A 14,907-nucleotide genomic window follows, 5' to 3' on the forward strand; every position below is an offset into this window, starting at 1 on the left:
GCCGCATGCCTCCTGGCCCGGCGGCGCCCGCGTGGCCGTCAGCCTCGTCCTCAACTACGAGGAGGGCGGCGAGCAGAACGTTCTCGACGGCGACCCCGCCTCCGAGGGGTTCCTTCACGAGATCGTCGGCGCGCCGCCGGTGGTCGGCGGGCGCGAGCTGAACGTGGAGTCCATGTTCGCCTACGGCTCGCGCGCCGGTTTCTGGCGCATCCACCGTACGCTCACGGCGCACGGCGCCCCGCTCACGGTCCACGCCGTGGCTCAGGCGCTGGCGCGCAACCCTGATGCGGCGCGGGCCATGGCCGGCGCGGGCTGGGAGGTGGCGAGCCACGGCTGGCGCTGGATCGACTACCGGCATGTGCCCGAGGACGTCGAGCGGGCCGACATCGCACGTTCGGTCGCCACGATCGAGCGGCTCGTCGGGCGTCGGCCCGTGGGCTGGTACACCGGCCGGACGAGCCCGCACACACGGCGCCTCGTCGCCGAGGAAGGCGGCTTTCTCTACGGCAGTGACGACTACGCGGACGATCTGCCGTTCTACGTCGAGGCGGCTGGACGGCCGCATCTCGTACTCCCGTACAGCCTCGACGCGAACGACTTCAAGTTCCTTCTCGTCCACGGTTTCACGACCGCCGACGACATGCTGGCGTACCTGATCGACACGTACGACACGTTGCACGCCGAGGGCGCCGACCGGCCGCGCATGATGAGTGTCGGCCTGCACTGCCGGATCATCGGCCGGCCGGGCCGCATTCGTGCGCTCGACGGCTTCCTGCGGCATGTCGCGCAGCGGGGCGGGGCGTGGATCGCCACGCGCGAGCAGATCGCACGTCACTGGCTCGGCACGCATCCGCCGCGACGCTGAGGCTCGGACGCCGGTCACGTCGCTTTGACCGTGTCGGCGGGGGCTCACTCTCAACTTCCCTTCCGCGGTATGGGAGTTCCCCCTGCTCCACGACCGCTGCCGTGACGCAGGCGGTCCGTTTTCCTCCGTAACGGCACTATCCGGCCAATGTCGCGTCGATTTCCCCTCTGCGGACAACCGGGCTTCCGATCCTCTCCTCTCACCGCGCAAGGAGGCGGTCGTCCTCTGTCGTAGCCGTGAACGGCCGCTGCCCGCTTCCTTCTCACAGCACCCGGAAGACGAGGGAACGATGACCAGAACGCGTACCACCCGACTGCGGCGTCCGCTGCTCGCGGGCACCACGGCCATCGCTGTCATGGCCGTGACGGCCGGATTCGCGGCCACGACGTCGAAGTCGGCGAAGGCCGCGGCGGGGCCCAGCCTGAGCCTCATCGCGGCGAGCAACTCGATCACGCTCACCTCCTGGAAGGAGGAGCCGGGCGTCTACCTGGATCTCGGCACCTACCTCACGGCGGAGGGGTCGCCGCTGGAGCTGAAGGTGACCCGGAAGTCCTACAAGGACCCGGTGACCATCACCCAGACCGTGTTCGAGGGCGGCAAGGCCAGGGCCAAGGCGCTGCCGAAGGGCACCGTGAAGGACTTCTCCGGGCTGCCGGGCTTCGCGGTGATCACCGTCACCGACAAGGCGGGCAAGCGGGTTCTCAGCCGTGCCGAGAGCTTCTGCCCGAACAACGCCAGCGGCCGCGTGCGGCCCGACGCTCCCGCCACCTCGAAGTATCCGGAGAGCTGCCCGACCAATCCCTTCACGCTCGGGTCCGTGTGGGGCGTGGAGAAGGGCTGGGCCGCGAACACCTACGCGGGTTCCTACACGCAGCCGGTCAAGCTGGCGGCCGGGACGTACACCGCCAAGGTCTCGGTCGCCAAGAAGTACCGTGATCTGTTCGGCATCGCGAACAAGCCCGCCACGGTGAAGGTGACCGTGGAGGAGCGCAGCTACGAGGACGGCCGCGGCGTCGCGGCTCGGACCGCGAACCCCGGTGAGCACGCCGGGCACGGCGCCTCCCACCAGGCGCCTGCCGCCGGGGCAGCGCACGCCGGCCACGGGCCGGGTCACGCGCCGACGCCCGCCCAGGCAGCCGCGGCGCTGACGAGCGGAGCGGGTCCTTCGTACAACGTGGGTCACGGCCCGCTGAAGGCCGCCCCGCCCGCCCTGCCGTGGGCGCTGAAGAAGCAGCAGGCGGCGGCGCGTGCGACGGAGGTCGGCGACACCGGGGGCCAGACCGACGGTTCACGCAAGGCGCCCGCCCTGGGACCGCTGTCCAAGCGGCCCACCGGCAAGCCCTCCGTCCCTGACGTGCCCAAGCCTGATCTGCGGTCGCTGCCGGCCTACGGCATCACCATCAGCGACGGCTATGAGGACGTTCCCGGAAAGGACTACCTGGCCTTCAGCGCCAACGTCTGGAACGCCGGCCCGGCACAGCTCGTGGTGGACGGATTCCGCTCGCCCGGCAAGGCCAAGATGGACGCCTACCAGTACTTCTACGACGCCAAGGGCAAGCAGGTCGGCTACACCCCGACCGGCACCATGGAATGGGATCCTCGGCCCGGTCACGTGCACTGGCACTTCACCGACTTCGCCAGCTACCGGCTGCTGAAGGCGGACAAGAAGGAGACCGTGCGCAGCGGCAAGGAGGCCTTCTGCCTCGCCAATACCGACGCGGTCGACTACACGGTGAAGAACGCCAACTGGCACCCGTACAACACCGATCTGGCCACCGCCTGTGGCCAGGAGAACTCGATCTCCGTCCGTGAGGTCCTGGACGTCGGCTCCGGTGACACCTACACGCAGGACCTGCCGGGCCAGTCCTTCGACATCACCGATCTACCCAACGGCACGTACTACATCCAGGTGCTGGCCAACCCGGAGAACCGGCTGAAGGAGACCAACACCGCCAACAACAGCGCCCTGCGGAAGGTCGTGCTCGGCGGCAAGCCGGGCAAGCGCACGGTGAAGGTGCCGGCGCACGACCTGGTGAACGCGAACTGACGGTACGTCCGTAGGACGCGGCCACCCGAAGGCCTCCCTGTGGCTCTCTCGCCCCGGGGAGGCCTTCTCACGTCCACTGCCCCACCGCCGCTCCGGCGTCTCAGGCAGTCTCAGTCTCAGTCTCAGTCTCAGTCTCAGTCTCAGGCAGTCTCAGGCGACGAGGTGCGCGGCGTGGCCGGCACCGCTCACAGGATCACCACCGAGCGCAGCACGTCACCCTCGTGCATGCGGGCGAAGGCCTTCTCCACGTCGTCGAGCCCGATGGTCTCCGTCACGAAGGCGCCGAGGTCGATACGGCCCTGCTGGTGGAGGTCGATCAGCATCGGGAAGTCCCGCGAGGGCAGGCAGTCGCCGTACCAGGACGACTTCAGGGCTCCGCCGCGGCCGAAGACGTCGAGCAGGGGCAGTTCGAGCTTCATGTCCGGGGTGGGGACGCCGACGAGAACGACGGTCCCCGCGAGGTCGCGGGCGTAGAAGGCCTGCTTGTACGTCTCGGGGCGCCCGACCGCTTCGACGACGACGTCCGCGCCGAAGCCGCCGGTCAGCTCGCGGATCGAGTCGACCGGATCGGAGGCGAGTGAGTTGACGGTGTGGGTGGCGCCCATCGTCTTCGCCGTCTCGAGCTTGCGGTCGTCGATGTCGACGGCGATGATCCGGGCCGCGCCGGCCAGCCGCGCTCCGACGATCGCCGCGTCCCCGACGCCGCCGCAGCCGATGACCGCCACGGTGTCGCCGCGGCCGACGCCGCCGGTGTTCATCGCGGCACCGATGCCCGCCATGACTCCGCAGCCGAGGAGACCCGCCACGGCCGGTGACACGGCGGGATCGACCTTGGTGCACTGTCCGGCGGCGACCAGCGTCTTCTCCGCGAACGCTCCGATTCCCAGCGCGGGCGAGAGTTCCGTGCCGTCGGCCAGGGTCATCTTCTGGCGTGCGTTGTGGGTGTCGAAGCAGTACCAGGGGCGTCCCCTCAGGCAGGCGCGACAACGTCCGCACACGGCACGCCAGTTCAGGACGACGAAGTCGCCCGGCGCGACGTCGGTGACGCCGTCGCCGACCGACTCGACGACACCGGCGGCCTCATGGCCGAGGAGGAACGGGAAGTCGTCGCTGATGCCTCCCTGTTTGTAGTGCAGATCCGTGTGGCAGACCCCGCAGGCCTGCACCCTGACCACTGCCTCACCCGGCCCCGGATCCGGCACCAGCACCGTCTCCACCCGTACCGGCTCGTTCCTGCCGAGGACGACCACGCCCTGAACCTGCTGTGTCATAGGGCGAATTCTTCCCCCATCTCCTCCCGTTCATGGTGTGCCGTGCTGCCTCGATGGCGCGTTTCGTCCGACGCCGTGACTGTCACGTCTCCGGGACAGGGCGCTCCCCGGCAGCTTCGAGGTGCGGGTGCGGTGCAAGTCTGATGCGCTTGCGCACCGGATCCGTATCATCGTGGTGCATGGATCGGCATACGACCCGGAAGGCATCATGACCGTGAATCAGCTCCCCTCCCACCCCGACAGCGAACGGCTCTCCGTGACGCTCTGCCCTCCCGCCGTGACGGCGGTGGCCGAACTCGTCGCGGCCGGTGGGGTCAGCAAGGCGGACGTCATCAACCGGGCCATCCTGCTCCTGGGGTTCGTCGAGAGCGAGCGCGCCAAGGGCCACGCCCTGATGATCCGTGACACCGAGGGTGCCCTCGAACGCATCCACATCCTCTGAACCCCGACAACCCCGCGGCGAGCGCCCCGCGAGCCGCCTTCGTAGGATTCCGCGTGCCGCCAGGCGGTTGCCTGGGGACGTCGAGAGGAACACCGTGGCAGATCCGTTTTCCGTACCGGTCGTCGTACGCGGGTACGAGACCGACACCCAGGGCCATCTGAACCAGGCCGTCTACCTCCAGTACGCGGAACACGCCCGCTGGTCGCTGCTGCAGAAGGGCGGCATCCGGCAGACGGATCTGCTGGAGAAGGGTGTGGGGCCGGTGGCCCTGGAGGTGACGGTGCGGTACCTGAGGGAGCTGCGTGCCGGCGACGAGGTGGAGGTCACCTGCGCATTCGTCTGGGGCGAGGGCAAGACCTTCCATATCGAGCAGACGATCCGCAAGGTGGACGGTACCGTGGCCGCCGAGGTGACCGGCGTGGGCGGCCTGCTGGACCTGAAGGCGCGCAAGCTGGTCGCCGATCCGCGCGCGTGCTTCCGTGAGCTGGCCGCGTCCCCGGAGGAGTTCGGCCTCTGACCGGCGCCCCGGCCTGCCGGGCACGGGAGACCACCTGTTCTGTCCCGCACCGACGCGCACCCGCACGGCCGAGCGGAGACCTCTCTCTGCCGTAGGCGGGGCCTGAGAACGCTCTCTTCGTGTGCGCGCTCGCCCACCCGGGTACCCGGGTCACGGCAGCGGGTCGGGGCAGCGGTTCCCCGGTCGGGGAATCCGCCTCGCGGAGCTGACCGCCTGGGGTCGCGGCGTACCGAAGGGCCGGGCCCGCGTCGGCGGCGGGCCCGGCCCCTCGGGGCGGTGGGGTCAGACGCGGTCGGCGGCGATGAGGACGTACTGGAAGGAGCCGTCCTTGTACGAGTTGATGAACGCCTCCTCGATGCCGGTGACCAGCGAGGACGTGGCCCGCAGCTCCCAGTAGGGCAGGGTCTCCGGCGTCAGGTCGATGACGGCCTGCGGGACGAGGCGGTTGTCGGCCATGGCGCGCAGGTACTCGCGACGCGAGTGGATGTTGCACTCGAAGTGGGCGTTGATCTGGGAGACCCACTTCGAGGGCTGGCCGTACCGCGGGTTCCAGCAGCCGGTGATGGTGACGTAGCGGCCCCCGACCTCCAGGATGCGGGAGTGCTCGGCGAAGAGGTCGTGCAGGTCGACGTACATGCTCGACTCGTTGTTCCACGAGGCCGCGGCCTGCCCGGTCTCGAAGGGCATGTCGAGCATGTTGCAGACGCGGGCGCGGACGTGGTCGCCGATGCCGAGTTCGTGGGCGCGGTTGTTGGCGAAATCGGCCTGCTTGGCGGACAGGGTCACGCCTTCGACCTTGCATCCGAACCGCTGGTGGGCCATGACAAGGGAGCCGCCGCGTCCACAGCCGGCGTCCACGAGGGTGTCGTCCCCCTCGATGGCGCCGAGGTGGTCCAGAAGAATGTCGGTCTGCGCCGACTCCAGGCGGTGGAGTTCGGCGATCAGCTTCTTCTCGTACTCGCTGTCGGCCGGGTCACCGAGGGCGGCGTGGTCGATGTCGCCGATGCCGTAGTGGTGGTGGTAGAGCCCGTCGACGTCGCCGAGACGGAGGTTCACGGGCCGCGCCTCGTGGTCCCAGTACCGGGCGATGTCGCCCTGGTAGGGGGAGGCCGGGGAGGGGACGAAGGGAGAGCCGGCAGCGGTGGAGACGGAGGTGGTGGTGAGCTCAGGCGTCATGGATGGTTCCTTTGTATCTACCAGAAATCGGGCAGGCTGTAGCGGTAGGTGTTGGTCTGGTGCCAGTAGTGGTTGCCGTCGACCCAGACGGCGACGCCGCGCAGGAAGCGCAGGACGTTCGGAGCGGGGCAGGCGGCGGCCAGCGCGGCGGCTTCCGCTTCGAAGGCGTGCATCAGGTCGTTGTGGACCTCGACGGCCTTGAGATAGGCGTCACGCTCGGAGCGGTTCTCGCGTTCGGCGATCACCACGGGCAGGTTCAGGTGCCGGCCGGGGCTGGCGAGCTCCTTGGTGTAGGAGTAGAGGTCGTTGACGATCGTGGTCGCGTTTCCGGCGAGCGCGATGACCCGCTGCATGGCGGGCTGGGCGTGCAGGTCCGCGGGGAGTTCGTAGCCGCCGACGGCGTCGGTGATGGTGGGGCAGGGGCGGAAGTTGTTGAACTGGCGCATCGCCAGGTACTCCCACACCTCGGGGATGTGGTCGGTCTCGGCCCACGCGGCCTCGGCGAGGTACCCCATGTGGAGGCGGGCCATGTCGTGCCGGAACCGGTCGGCCTGGGAGGGAGTGGCCTGCTGGAGGAAGTACTCCATGGCGGAGCGGTATGCGCGCCGGGGAGCGTCCGCGTGGAGCGAGTCGGCCCAGGCTCCCTCGTACTCCTTCGTGGTGTGCACCGGGTCGAGGGCGGTGTGCGCGAGCAGCAGCCGGCCGCCCAGGCCGATGGGTGAGCCGCCGTGGTCCTCGCAGTAGCAGTCGTCGACGGCGTTCTCGGCGACCATCAGCCGTGTGGCGAGCATCAGATGGTCGATGGTGGGCGCGTCCGGGTGGCACGCGACCATGTAGCGGCCGACGGAGAAGCCGTCGAACTGGTCCTCCCACTCCTCGGGAACCGCCTGGACCTCGTCCACGGCCCATGACTTGATCCTGCGGCTGACTTCCTCGACGCGTACGGGGTCGGGCTCGGCCACCGGGTGGAAGTAGAGGCCGGGGATGGGAGTGCCTTCCGCCGGTGCGCCGGGCGCCGGGGGGAGTGCCTCCTCGCTCAGGGTCAGGTGCAGGCCTGCCGTGCCCAGGCCGCTGGGTCCGCGGAGGATCCGCTCCAGAGCGGGCTCTGCCTGGCCGGCCACGGCGGCGGACGCGGCTTCGGTCGGGGCGTCGGGGGCGGGCCCTGCGGCTGTCGCCGCGGCGGGGAGCGGCAGGGTGAGCGGGGCGGGCGGGCCGGGGAGAGCGGGCGCCGCGTCGGGCACGTGCGGAGTGTCCGCCGTGGGCGGCGGCGTGTCGGTGGAGGCGAGGGTGGTGGCGAGGAGGTGGGCCCCGAAGTGGGCCGCGGCGGTGGGCAGGCTCGACTGCAGAGGGGAAAGCCCGGGATCGGGCATCCGTGGCTCCTTGGTGAGTGGGTGGGCTGCCCCTGGTTCCGGACCCGCGCGCCCGGACCGGGTGCGTCCGGGCCGTCGTGGCCCGCCGGGCGCTCGTCCAGGGGTGTTCTGTGGATCGGGATCGGGGCTTGGGCTGCGGGCCGGGGCCCGGCTCGCGGTTCGGACTTCCGGCCCGGGCCGCAGGGCGAAGCTCGGGGCGGTCAGCGCGCGACGCCCGCGCCGGTGCGCTGTGGCGTCCGAGCTGTTCGGGCGCCGTGGCAGCGCGGCGAGACGACGTGCGCCAGGCCTTCTCGGTCTGGCGCCGGCCCCCGGCGCCGTCCTTGGCCCGGGCCTGGGTCCGTCGTGCATGCCCTAGTCGCGCCTGCGGGCGATCTGTACGTTCTCCAGCACGCCGAGCGCGTTGGGCACCAGGATGGCGGCGGAGTAGTACGTGGTGACCAGGTACGAGGTGATGGCCTGCTCGCTGATGCCCATGAAGCGGACCGAGAGCCCGGGCTCGAACTCCTCGGGCAGACCGGTCTGGTGGAGGCCGATGACGCCCTGGTTGTCCTCGCCGGTTCGCATGGCGAGGATCGAGCTGGTGTTGTCCTCGTTGATGGGGATCTTGTTACAGGGCAGGATCGGGACTCCACGCCAGGCGAGGACGCGCTCCCCGTGGAGTTCGACGGTGTCCGGGTAGAGACCGCAGGCGTTGAGCTCACGCCCGATCGCCGCGATCGTCCTGGGGTGGGCGAGGAAGAGCTTGGTGCTGCGGCGGCGGCAGAGCAGCTCGTCGAGGTCGTCCGGAGTGGGTGGTCCCGAATGCGTCTGGACGCGCTGCTTGAAGTCGGCGTTGGCGAGCAGGCCGAACTCCCGGTTGTTGATCAGCTCGTCCTCCTGGCGCTCGCGCAGCGCCTCGATGGTGAGCCTCAGCTGTTCCTGAGCCTGGTTCATCGGCCCGTTGAAGAGGTCGGAGACCCTGGTGTGCACCCGTAGGACGGTCTGGGCGACGGACAGTTCGTATTCGCGGGGCTTGAGTTCGTAGTCCACGAAGGCGCCGGGGAGCCGGGCTTCGCCCACGTGGCCGGCCGACATCGCGATCTCGGCCTCGCCGTGCTTGTTCTGCCGCTGCCGGGGAAACGAGCTGAACCGCTGGATGTGGGCGTGGAGGTGGGGCGCCGAGGCCACCACGGCGTCGAAGTCGCGCCGGGCGAGGCTGAGCAGCGTGCCCGCGGTGGCGGCGACGGCGGTGCTGTCCCAGGTGCCGCCGCCGTCGAGGAGGGCGTGGTCCCCGAACCGGTCGCCGTCGGCGAGGACGGCCACGGCGACCTCGTCGCCGTACTTGCCCACGGCGCTCTGGGTGACGCGGCCGCGGGCGATCAGGTGGATGTGCTCGGCGGGGGTTCCGCGCTCGACGAGCACCTCGCCTGCCCGGAAGTCCCGTTGGACGCACCTGCCGGCGATCTCGGCCAGCACCTCCACGTCTTCGAAGCCACGGAGCAGGGCGAGTTCGCCGAGTTCGCGGGGGATCACGCGGACGTCGGCACCGTCCTGGACGAACTCGATGCGCCCGTCTCCGACGGTGTAACTGAGCCGGCGGTTGACTCGGTAGGCGCCGCCCTTGGTCTCCACCCAGGGGAGCATCCGCAGCAGCCAGCGAGAGGAGATCTCCTGCATCTGCGGGGCGGACTTGGTCGTGGTGGCGAGGTTACGGGCAGCCGCAGTACTCAGACTGGAGGGCCGGGGCGGCTCTACTTGCGCTTCCGGGCTGGTCTCGACAGTCATCGGGCGAGCGCTCCTTCGCGAGGCGGTGATCGGCGTGCACACGCGCCAACCGGTGAAAAGAAGGAATACGGAGAAGAAGGGGGAGAGAAGAGGAGGAAGAGGTCCGTACCGGGAATTCCTGCAGATCCCGTGGAACAGTAACGTCGGGAAAGACCGGCCCGCCCCGGCAGACCGCATGGTTACCCAGATGCAGTGATCTTGCTCGACACGGTGTTTACCCCGGGGATCGACGACATCCGGACACGGGCGAGGCAGGGCTCTGACGCGCCACCGGGAAGGTGTCCTCGGGCCCGGCTCGCTGACGGGCGGAGTGTCACCCGCGCGGCGGGCGCCCGCAGGCGGGCGTGGGGGTTCGAGCGCTCAGCTCGACGCCCGGCATGAAGCGGGCGCAGCGATCCGGCCATCGTGGAGGGCTCGCCTCGTCGGCGCCGGAGCCGCCTGCTCGCGGATGCGTTCGAGACGTTCGGGTCGTTCGGGTCGTTCGGGTCGGTGGCTCAGCCCAGCGCTCCGGGGCCACCGACGGGCACGACGTCACGTCGAAGGGGCCGCGCGCCGACCGTGGTTGGCGGCACGGCCCCCGGCCGGACCTGAGGTGACCCCGGTGATCCGTGAGGGGGTCCACGCCCGCGACGCCGTTCGGCACCAGCCTCCTCGAGCCCCAGCGCCCTGCCCTCAGTCCAGGCAGAACTCGTTTCCCTCCGGGTCCACCATCACGATGATCCCTTCGTCCATGCCGTCGGGCTCGAGCCGGTACTGCCGCTTCGCTCCCAGCCCCTCCAGCCTGGCGGCCTCCTCCTCCAGCACGGCCATCCGCTCGTCCCCGGTCAGGCCGGGCGCGGCACGCACATCCAGGTGCACACGGTTCTTCGCCGTCTTCCCCTCGGGAACCTTCTGGAAGAACACCCGCGGCCCCCGGCCGTCCGGATCCGTGATGGCCGACCGGTCGTTGTGGTTCTCGGGCGGCACACCCCACGCGGTCAGGGCGGCCGTCCAGTCGGGGAAGCCCTCGGGCGGCGGCGCGATGCGATAGCCCAGCGCCTGAGCCCAGAACGCCGCCAGCGCGCCCGGATCGGCGCAGTCGTACGTCACTTGGAATTCCTTGGCCATGCCGCCTCCGACCGCTCGAAACCTGCCACGTCCCTGCCCCCGGGGGGCTCCCGGAGCGCCCCGCCATCCTCGCACCGCGCACCGACACCGGCACGACGAACGGCTGTCCGTGGCCGCTGGGAGGATCAACGGCATGACACCACTGCTTCTCACCGACATCGAGCAAGCCGTTCGCAGCAGCTGGAGTGCCGAGACGTGCACGCCCGAGTACCGCTCACGCTGGACCGCGGTCAACCCGGCCCGGGACCAGTGCGGCGTGACCGCGCTGGTACTCAACGACCTGCTGGGAGGGGAGTTGATGCGCGGCGAGGTCCATGTCGACGGCGAGCGTGTGGACTACCACTGGTGGAACCGGCTGGCTCTGGGCGTGGAGATCGACCTCACGCGTGAGCAGTTCGGGCCGGAGGAGACGGTCACCGAAGGCGTCGTCATTCACCGTCCGCCCGCGACGGAGCCGCACAGACTGCGGGAGGAGTACGAGCTTCTCCGCGACCGGGTCGTGGCGGAGCTCGCTCGACTCCGGGCGGCGGACTCCTCGTCCGCCTCTCGCCCGCCGGCCTGAACCGGTGCGGCGGGCGGCCGGCCACCGTGGGTGGCCGGCCTGTGCCTCACGACCGTCAGCCTCGTCGGGCGCCGAACACCTGGGTCCAGTAGGGGCCGCCTTCGTTGTGGACGCCGACTCCGATCTCCTTGAAGTCGCAGTTGAGAATGTTCGCGCGGTGGCCCGGGCTGTTCATCCAGGAGTCCATCACCTGCTCCGGGGTGCTCTGGCCCATGGCGATGTTCTCGCCGTAGGTCGACCAGGGGTACCCGGCGGCCGTGACGCGCTCGCCGGGTCCGTCGCCGTCGGGGTTGGTGTGGTCGAAGTAGTCGCGCGCCGCCATGTCGTCGGAGTGGCCCTGGGCCGCCCTGGTCAGGGTCGCGTTCGCCGAGAGCGGGCCGCATCCCGCCTTCGCGCGCTCGGCGTTGACGAGGCTGATCACCCGGTCGGCGACCGAGTCCGAGCCGGAGCCCCCCTGCTTCCCCGCTCCCGTCCCGGTCTCCGAGCCCTCGCCGGAGCCTCCTCCGGGCCGCGTGGTCTTGGGCTTGGGCGACGAGGTGCCGGGGGCGGCCGTCTTCGTCGGTTCGGACGTGGCGGTGCGCGTGGGGCGTGGCGAGGCGGTGGTGGTGGTCCTGGCGCTGGGCGATGCCGACGTCGAGGCGGAGGCGGAGGCCGATGCCGATGCCGAAACCGTCGAGGGGGTCGCGGTGAGACCGTTGGGCTCCTGCGCGAGCGGCAGGTCCGGGGCCGGGGCCGCCGCGCGGTTCGCTTCGAGGATCTCCCCCTCTCCCCCGCGTCCCCCGCTCAGGTAGAAGGACCCGCCGGTGAGGGCCACGACGGCCATCCCCGCGGTGACGGCGACCTTGCGGCGGCTGCGTTCGCGCTCCTGGCGGCGTCGACGGCGCGCGTTCCGGGAGGCGCGTGGACCGGGCCCCGCCCACGCCGAGTGCGCCTCCTGCGGCTCGCCCGATGCGTACGGCCGCGTGAGATCGACCTGGCCGATGAGGTGGGTCTGACCGGCATCATCCGCCTCGGCGGCCGGAGCGTGGCTGCCCGCTCCGTCCACGAGAGGCTGCGCCACCGTAGATGCGTACCCCGTATGCGCGGAGGAGGTCTGGTTCTCGGCAGCCGTCAGTCCCATGAGCAGCTGCGTCGGCGGGGGCACCAGCGGCAGTCCGGCCAGCAGGGTCTCCGTCGGCACGAGGCCGCGCCAGCGGGCGGCGCAGTGCACGCAGCCGCCGGCGTGCCGGGCCAGGTGCTCGCGCCAGAGAGGGGAGGGACGGCCGTCCCAGGTCCCCGCCTCGTACCCCAGGGCGGGGCAGAGCGGGTTCGTCGCGAGTGCGCCGACGACGACCCGGGCGGCGTCGAGCCGCGCGCGCATCCCCTCCACCCGTACGGCCGTGTTCTCGACGGACCACTGCAGGGCCGCGGCGACCTCGTACCGGTTCAGCTCTCCGGCGCACTCCAGCCACCACAGCGCCAGCAGGTCTGCGTCCTCGGGCTCGATCCAGCGGGCCGCCTCCGCGGCCTCGCGCTGCTGCCCGGTCAGGTACAGGTGTCCCACGGTCGCGTCCGCGAAGTCCGGGCCGGGAACGGGGGGTACGGCGGTGTCGCCGAGGAGCTGGGTGTGCTGCATGTGCCTGCGGACGCCGTCCACGGCGATGGCCACCAGCCAGGGGCGGAAGGCCTCCAGGTCCCGAAGGCCGGGCAGGCCGTCGAGGGCCCGCAGCATCGTCGCGTGTGCGAGGGCGTCGACGTCCTGGTGTCCGTTCAGCGCGCGCCCGACGATGTTGTAGACCAGGGGCAGATGGGTGGCGACCAAGTGGTCCCGTGCCCAGGCGTCGCCGTACTGCGCCGCCCTGACCAGCTCCGTATGGTGTCCCGGCTCCGTAGCTATGCCCTGATTCACGCTGTCTGTCCTGCCTGTTGAAGATGTCGGCACCTGGGAGACGCCGGCGCGGCCTTCGGATAACGGGAAACGGGTACGCCACGACGTGATGTAGGTCACTCGTCCTGGACGGCGTTCCGACGGCGGGCAACTGCGCCTCCCGTGATGGTTGTTGTCGATACCGAACTCGGCCGACCACGTCACGCATGGCAGGAAGTCGGCCATGGGTGTCCCGGGAGGCACTGGAGATCGGGGCCGGCCCGCACGAGAATGACCGCGGGCGCGACACGTACGGCATACGCGCCGCCCCGAAGCGGAAGGTCCGGTTCGCCGTGCTCGTCCGTCCGCTCCATCTGACAGCGCCGGCCCGGGACCCGAGAGAGATTCACGTGCACCTTCGAGAAATCTGGCGATTCCCCGTCAAGTCCATGCGCGGGGAGCAGCTGAAGAGCGTCGACCTCACCGACAACGGCCTGACCGGTGACCGGCACATCCACGTGCGGGACTCCCGCGGTCTGCTGACCGCGCGGGTGCGCTCCCGGCTGCTCGGCCTGGCGGCGACGACGTCGGACGACGGCGGCGTGCTCGTCGACGGGCACCCGTGGGACGGCCCGGAGGCGGCGGCGCTGATCCGGGGCGCGGCCGGTGCCGACGCGGAGGCCGTGCACTACACCGGCCGGGAGAGGTTCGACGTCCTCAACCTGACCGTCATCACCGACGGGGCGGCGCAGGCCCTCGGTCACGACCCGCGCCGGCTCCGTTCCAACCTGGTGATCGGCGGCGTCACCGGCCTTGCCGAACGCGACTGGCCGGGCCGTACGCTGCGCATCGGTGGCGCTGTCATCGGCGTCCTCAAGCTGCGGTCCCGCTGCGTCATGACGACGGTCGACCCGGATACGGGCGAGCGGAACCACGACGTGCTGCGTGACATCCACCGGCTGTACGAAGGGACGTTCGCGCTGGACTGCTGGGTGGCCTCGCCCGGCACCGTCGCCGAGGGCGACGAGGTCCGGCTGACCGACGAGGAGTGGCCGGAGCCGGTGCGCGGCGGCTGGATCGTGGGGGCTCCGTACCTGGTGCCCTGACAGAACCGCGGACGCCCCCCCGCGTCCTGGGTCCGTGCGTCGGCCTCGTGCGCGGCCGGCACCGCGATGCGGACCGGCCGTGGAGCGGCTTGGCGTCGGCGCCCCTCATGCCACCCGCCCGTCTTCCCACCCGGCTGGCAGACACGCGATCTGGGCTGAAACCCGACCTGGAAAGTATGATCAAGCGATGTCTGACATGACCGAGACCACGCCCGGCTGGCTGACGACGGACGAGCTTGATGTCGCAAGGGCCCGGATGCCCATCCTGTACGTCGAGGCCGTGCCTGTGCGCGTGGACGACAACGGCGAAGTGACCAGCATCGGAGTGCTTCTGCGGATGGGTGCGGAGGGGACGATCAGCCGTACGCTGGTCTCCGGCCGAGTCATGCACCACGAGCGGGTCCGTGACGCGCTGCTGCGCCATCTGGAGAAGGACCTCGGTCCGGTGGCCCTGCCCCGCGTTCCCGCTTCCCTCCAGCCCTTCACGGTCGCCGAGTACTTCCCCACGGCGGGCATCACACCGTTCCACGATCCGCGCCAGCACGCGGTGTCCCTCGCGTACATCGTTCCGGTGGCGGGCGACTGCCGCCCGCGGCAGGACGCGCTGGATCTGGTGTGGTTTAGCCCGCAGGAGGCGGCCTCCCCCGCTGTGCAGGGTGAGATGCCGGGCGGCCAAGGGGTGCTGTTGAAGCAGGCGCTCGCGCACGTGGGACACGCCTACTGACCTCGCCAGGCACCCGTGGTGACGGCGACGGCGGGGCCGGCTCCTGGAAGAGGGGGGGGCGACCCGCCCCGTTTTCTCCCGGTTCGGCAACCTCTTCGCCCCAGGTCGAC

General features: G+C 70.7%; 13 protein-coding genes. 7 read left to right on the plus strand and 6 right to left on the minus strand.

What is annotated here, in order from left to right; genetic code table 11:
* The coding region (gene puuE, locus ACFUJR_RS25415; protein WP_383450742.1) for an allantoinase PuuE at nucleotides 1-865 on the plus strand (865 nt) is incomplete at its 5' end.
* Between the two features lie 289 nt (nucleotides 866-1,154).
* Complete coding sequence (locus ACFUJR_RS25420) at nucleotides 1,155-2,912, plus strand: lysyl oxidase family protein (protein ID WP_383175120.1); 1,758 nt, start codon at nucleotides 1,155-1,157, stop codon at nucleotides 2,910-2,912.
* A 185-nt stretch (nucleotides 2,913-3,097) separates the two neighbouring features.
* Here ACFUJR_RS25420 and ACFUJR_RS25425 read toward each other — a convergent pair whose 3' ends face one another.
* Entirely contained in the window at nucleotides 3,098-4,183 is a 1,086-nt protein-coding gene (locus ACFUJR_RS25425; protein ID WP_383175117.1) for an S-(hydroxymethyl)mycothiol dehydrogenase, read from the minus strand.
* A gap of 208 nt (nucleotides 4,184-4,391) precedes the next feature.
* Here ACFUJR_RS25425 and ACFUJR_RS25430 point away from each other — a divergent pair, with 208 nt between their 5' ends.
* Together ACFUJR_RS25430 and ACFUJR_RS25435 are read left to right on the plus strand one after the other, a co-directional pair.
* The gene (locus ACFUJR_RS25430; protein ID WP_383175114.1) at nucleotides 4,392-4,625 is read left to right on the plus strand and encodes a hypothetical protein; all 234 of its coding nucleotides are present in this window, start codon (nucleotides 4,392-4,394) and stop codon (nucleotides 4,623-4,625) included.
* A gap of 94 nt (nucleotides 4,626-4,719) precedes the next feature.
* Nucleotides 4,720-5,142: an acyl-CoA thioesterase gene (locus ACFUJR_RS25435; RefSeq protein ID WP_383175111.1), complete on the plus strand. Its 423-nt coding sequence runs from the start codon at nucleotides 4,720-4,722 to the stop codon at nucleotides 5,140-5,142.
* Nucleotides 5,143-5,424: 282 nt separating this feature from the next.
* Here the strand turns inward: ACFUJR_RS25435 and ACFUJR_RS25440 are convergent, their stop codons facing one another.
* The 4 genes from ACFUJR_RS25440 to ACFUJR_RS25455 all read right to left on the minus strand — a co-directional run bounded on the left by ACFUJR_RS25440 (nucleotide 5,425) and on the right by ACFUJR_RS25455 (nucleotide 10,559).
* A complete protein-coding gene (locus tag ACFUJR_RS25440; protein WP_383175108.1) occupies nucleotides 5,425-6,318 on the minus strand; it encodes a geranyl diphosphate 2-C-methyltransferase in 894 nt (297 codons plus the stop codon).
* 17 nt (nucleotides 6,319-6,335) lie between these two features.
* Nucleotides 6,336-7,688 carry a family 2 encapsulin nanocompartment cargo protein terpene cyclase gene (locus tag ACFUJR_RS25445; RefSeq protein WP_383175105.1) on the minus strand — a complete coding sequence of 451 codons (1,353 nt, stop codon included), beginning with the start codon at nucleotides 7,686-7,688 and terminating at the stop codon, nucleotides 6,336-6,338.
* A 351-nt stretch (nucleotides 7,689-8,039) separates the two neighbouring features.
* Nucleotides 8,040-9,452 (minus strand): family 2B encapsulin nanocompartment shell protein, encoded by a 1,413-nt coding sequence (locus ACFUJR_RS25450; RefSeq protein ID WP_383175102.1) that lies wholly within the window; start codon nucleotides 9,450-9,452, stop codon nucleotides 8,040-8,042.
* Nucleotides 9,453-10,124: 672 nt separating this feature from the next.
* Nucleotides 10,125-10,559 (minus strand): VOC family protein, encoded by a 435-nt coding sequence (locus ACFUJR_RS25455; protein WP_383175099.1) that lies wholly within the window; start codon nucleotides 10,557-10,559, stop codon nucleotides 10,125-10,127.
* 133 nt (nucleotides 10,560-10,692) lie between these two features.
* Here ACFUJR_RS25455 and ACFUJR_RS25460 point away from each other — a divergent pair, with 133 nt between their 5' ends.
* Nucleotides 10,693-11,121, plus strand: coding sequence for a hypothetical protein (locus ACFUJR_RS25460; RefSeq protein ID WP_383175096.1), 429 nt, complete (start codon nucleotides 10,693-10,695; stop codon nucleotides 11,119-11,121).
* Nucleotides 11,122-11,176: 55 nt separating this feature from the next.
* Here the strand turns inward: ACFUJR_RS25460 and ACFUJR_RS25465 are convergent, their stop codons facing one another.
* Nucleotides 11,177-13,009, minus strand: coding sequence for a CAP domain-containing protein (locus tag ACFUJR_RS25465; RefSeq protein ID WP_383175094.1), 1,833 nt, complete (start codon nucleotides 13,007-13,009; stop codon nucleotides 11,177-11,179).
* Between the two features lie 368 nt (nucleotides 13,010-13,377).
* Between ACFUJR_RS25465 and ACFUJR_RS25470 the strand changes: the two genes are divergently transcribed.
* Both ACFUJR_RS25470 and ACFUJR_RS25475 read left to right on the plus strand, forming a co-directional pair.
* The gene (locus tag ACFUJR_RS25470; RefSeq protein WP_383175091.1) at nucleotides 13,378-14,073 is read left to right on the plus strand and encodes an MOSC domain-containing protein; all 696 of its coding nucleotides are present in this window, start codon (nucleotides 13,378-13,380) and stop codon (nucleotides 14,071-14,073) included.
* 196 nt (nucleotides 14,074-14,269) lie between these two features.
* Nucleotides 14,270-14,797 (plus strand): NUDIX hydrolase family protein, encoded by a 528-nt coding sequence (locus tag ACFUJR_RS25475; protein ID WP_383175142.1) that lies wholly within the window; start codon nucleotides 14,270-14,272, stop codon nucleotides 14,795-14,797.
* Nucleotides 14,798-14,907 lie beyond the last annotated feature (110 nt).

Origin of the sequence: Streptomyces sp. NPDC057271, from assembly GCF_042668715.1 — a bacterium.
GTDB lineage: Bacteria > Actinomycetota > Actinomycetes > Streptomycetales > Streptomycetaceae > Streptomyces.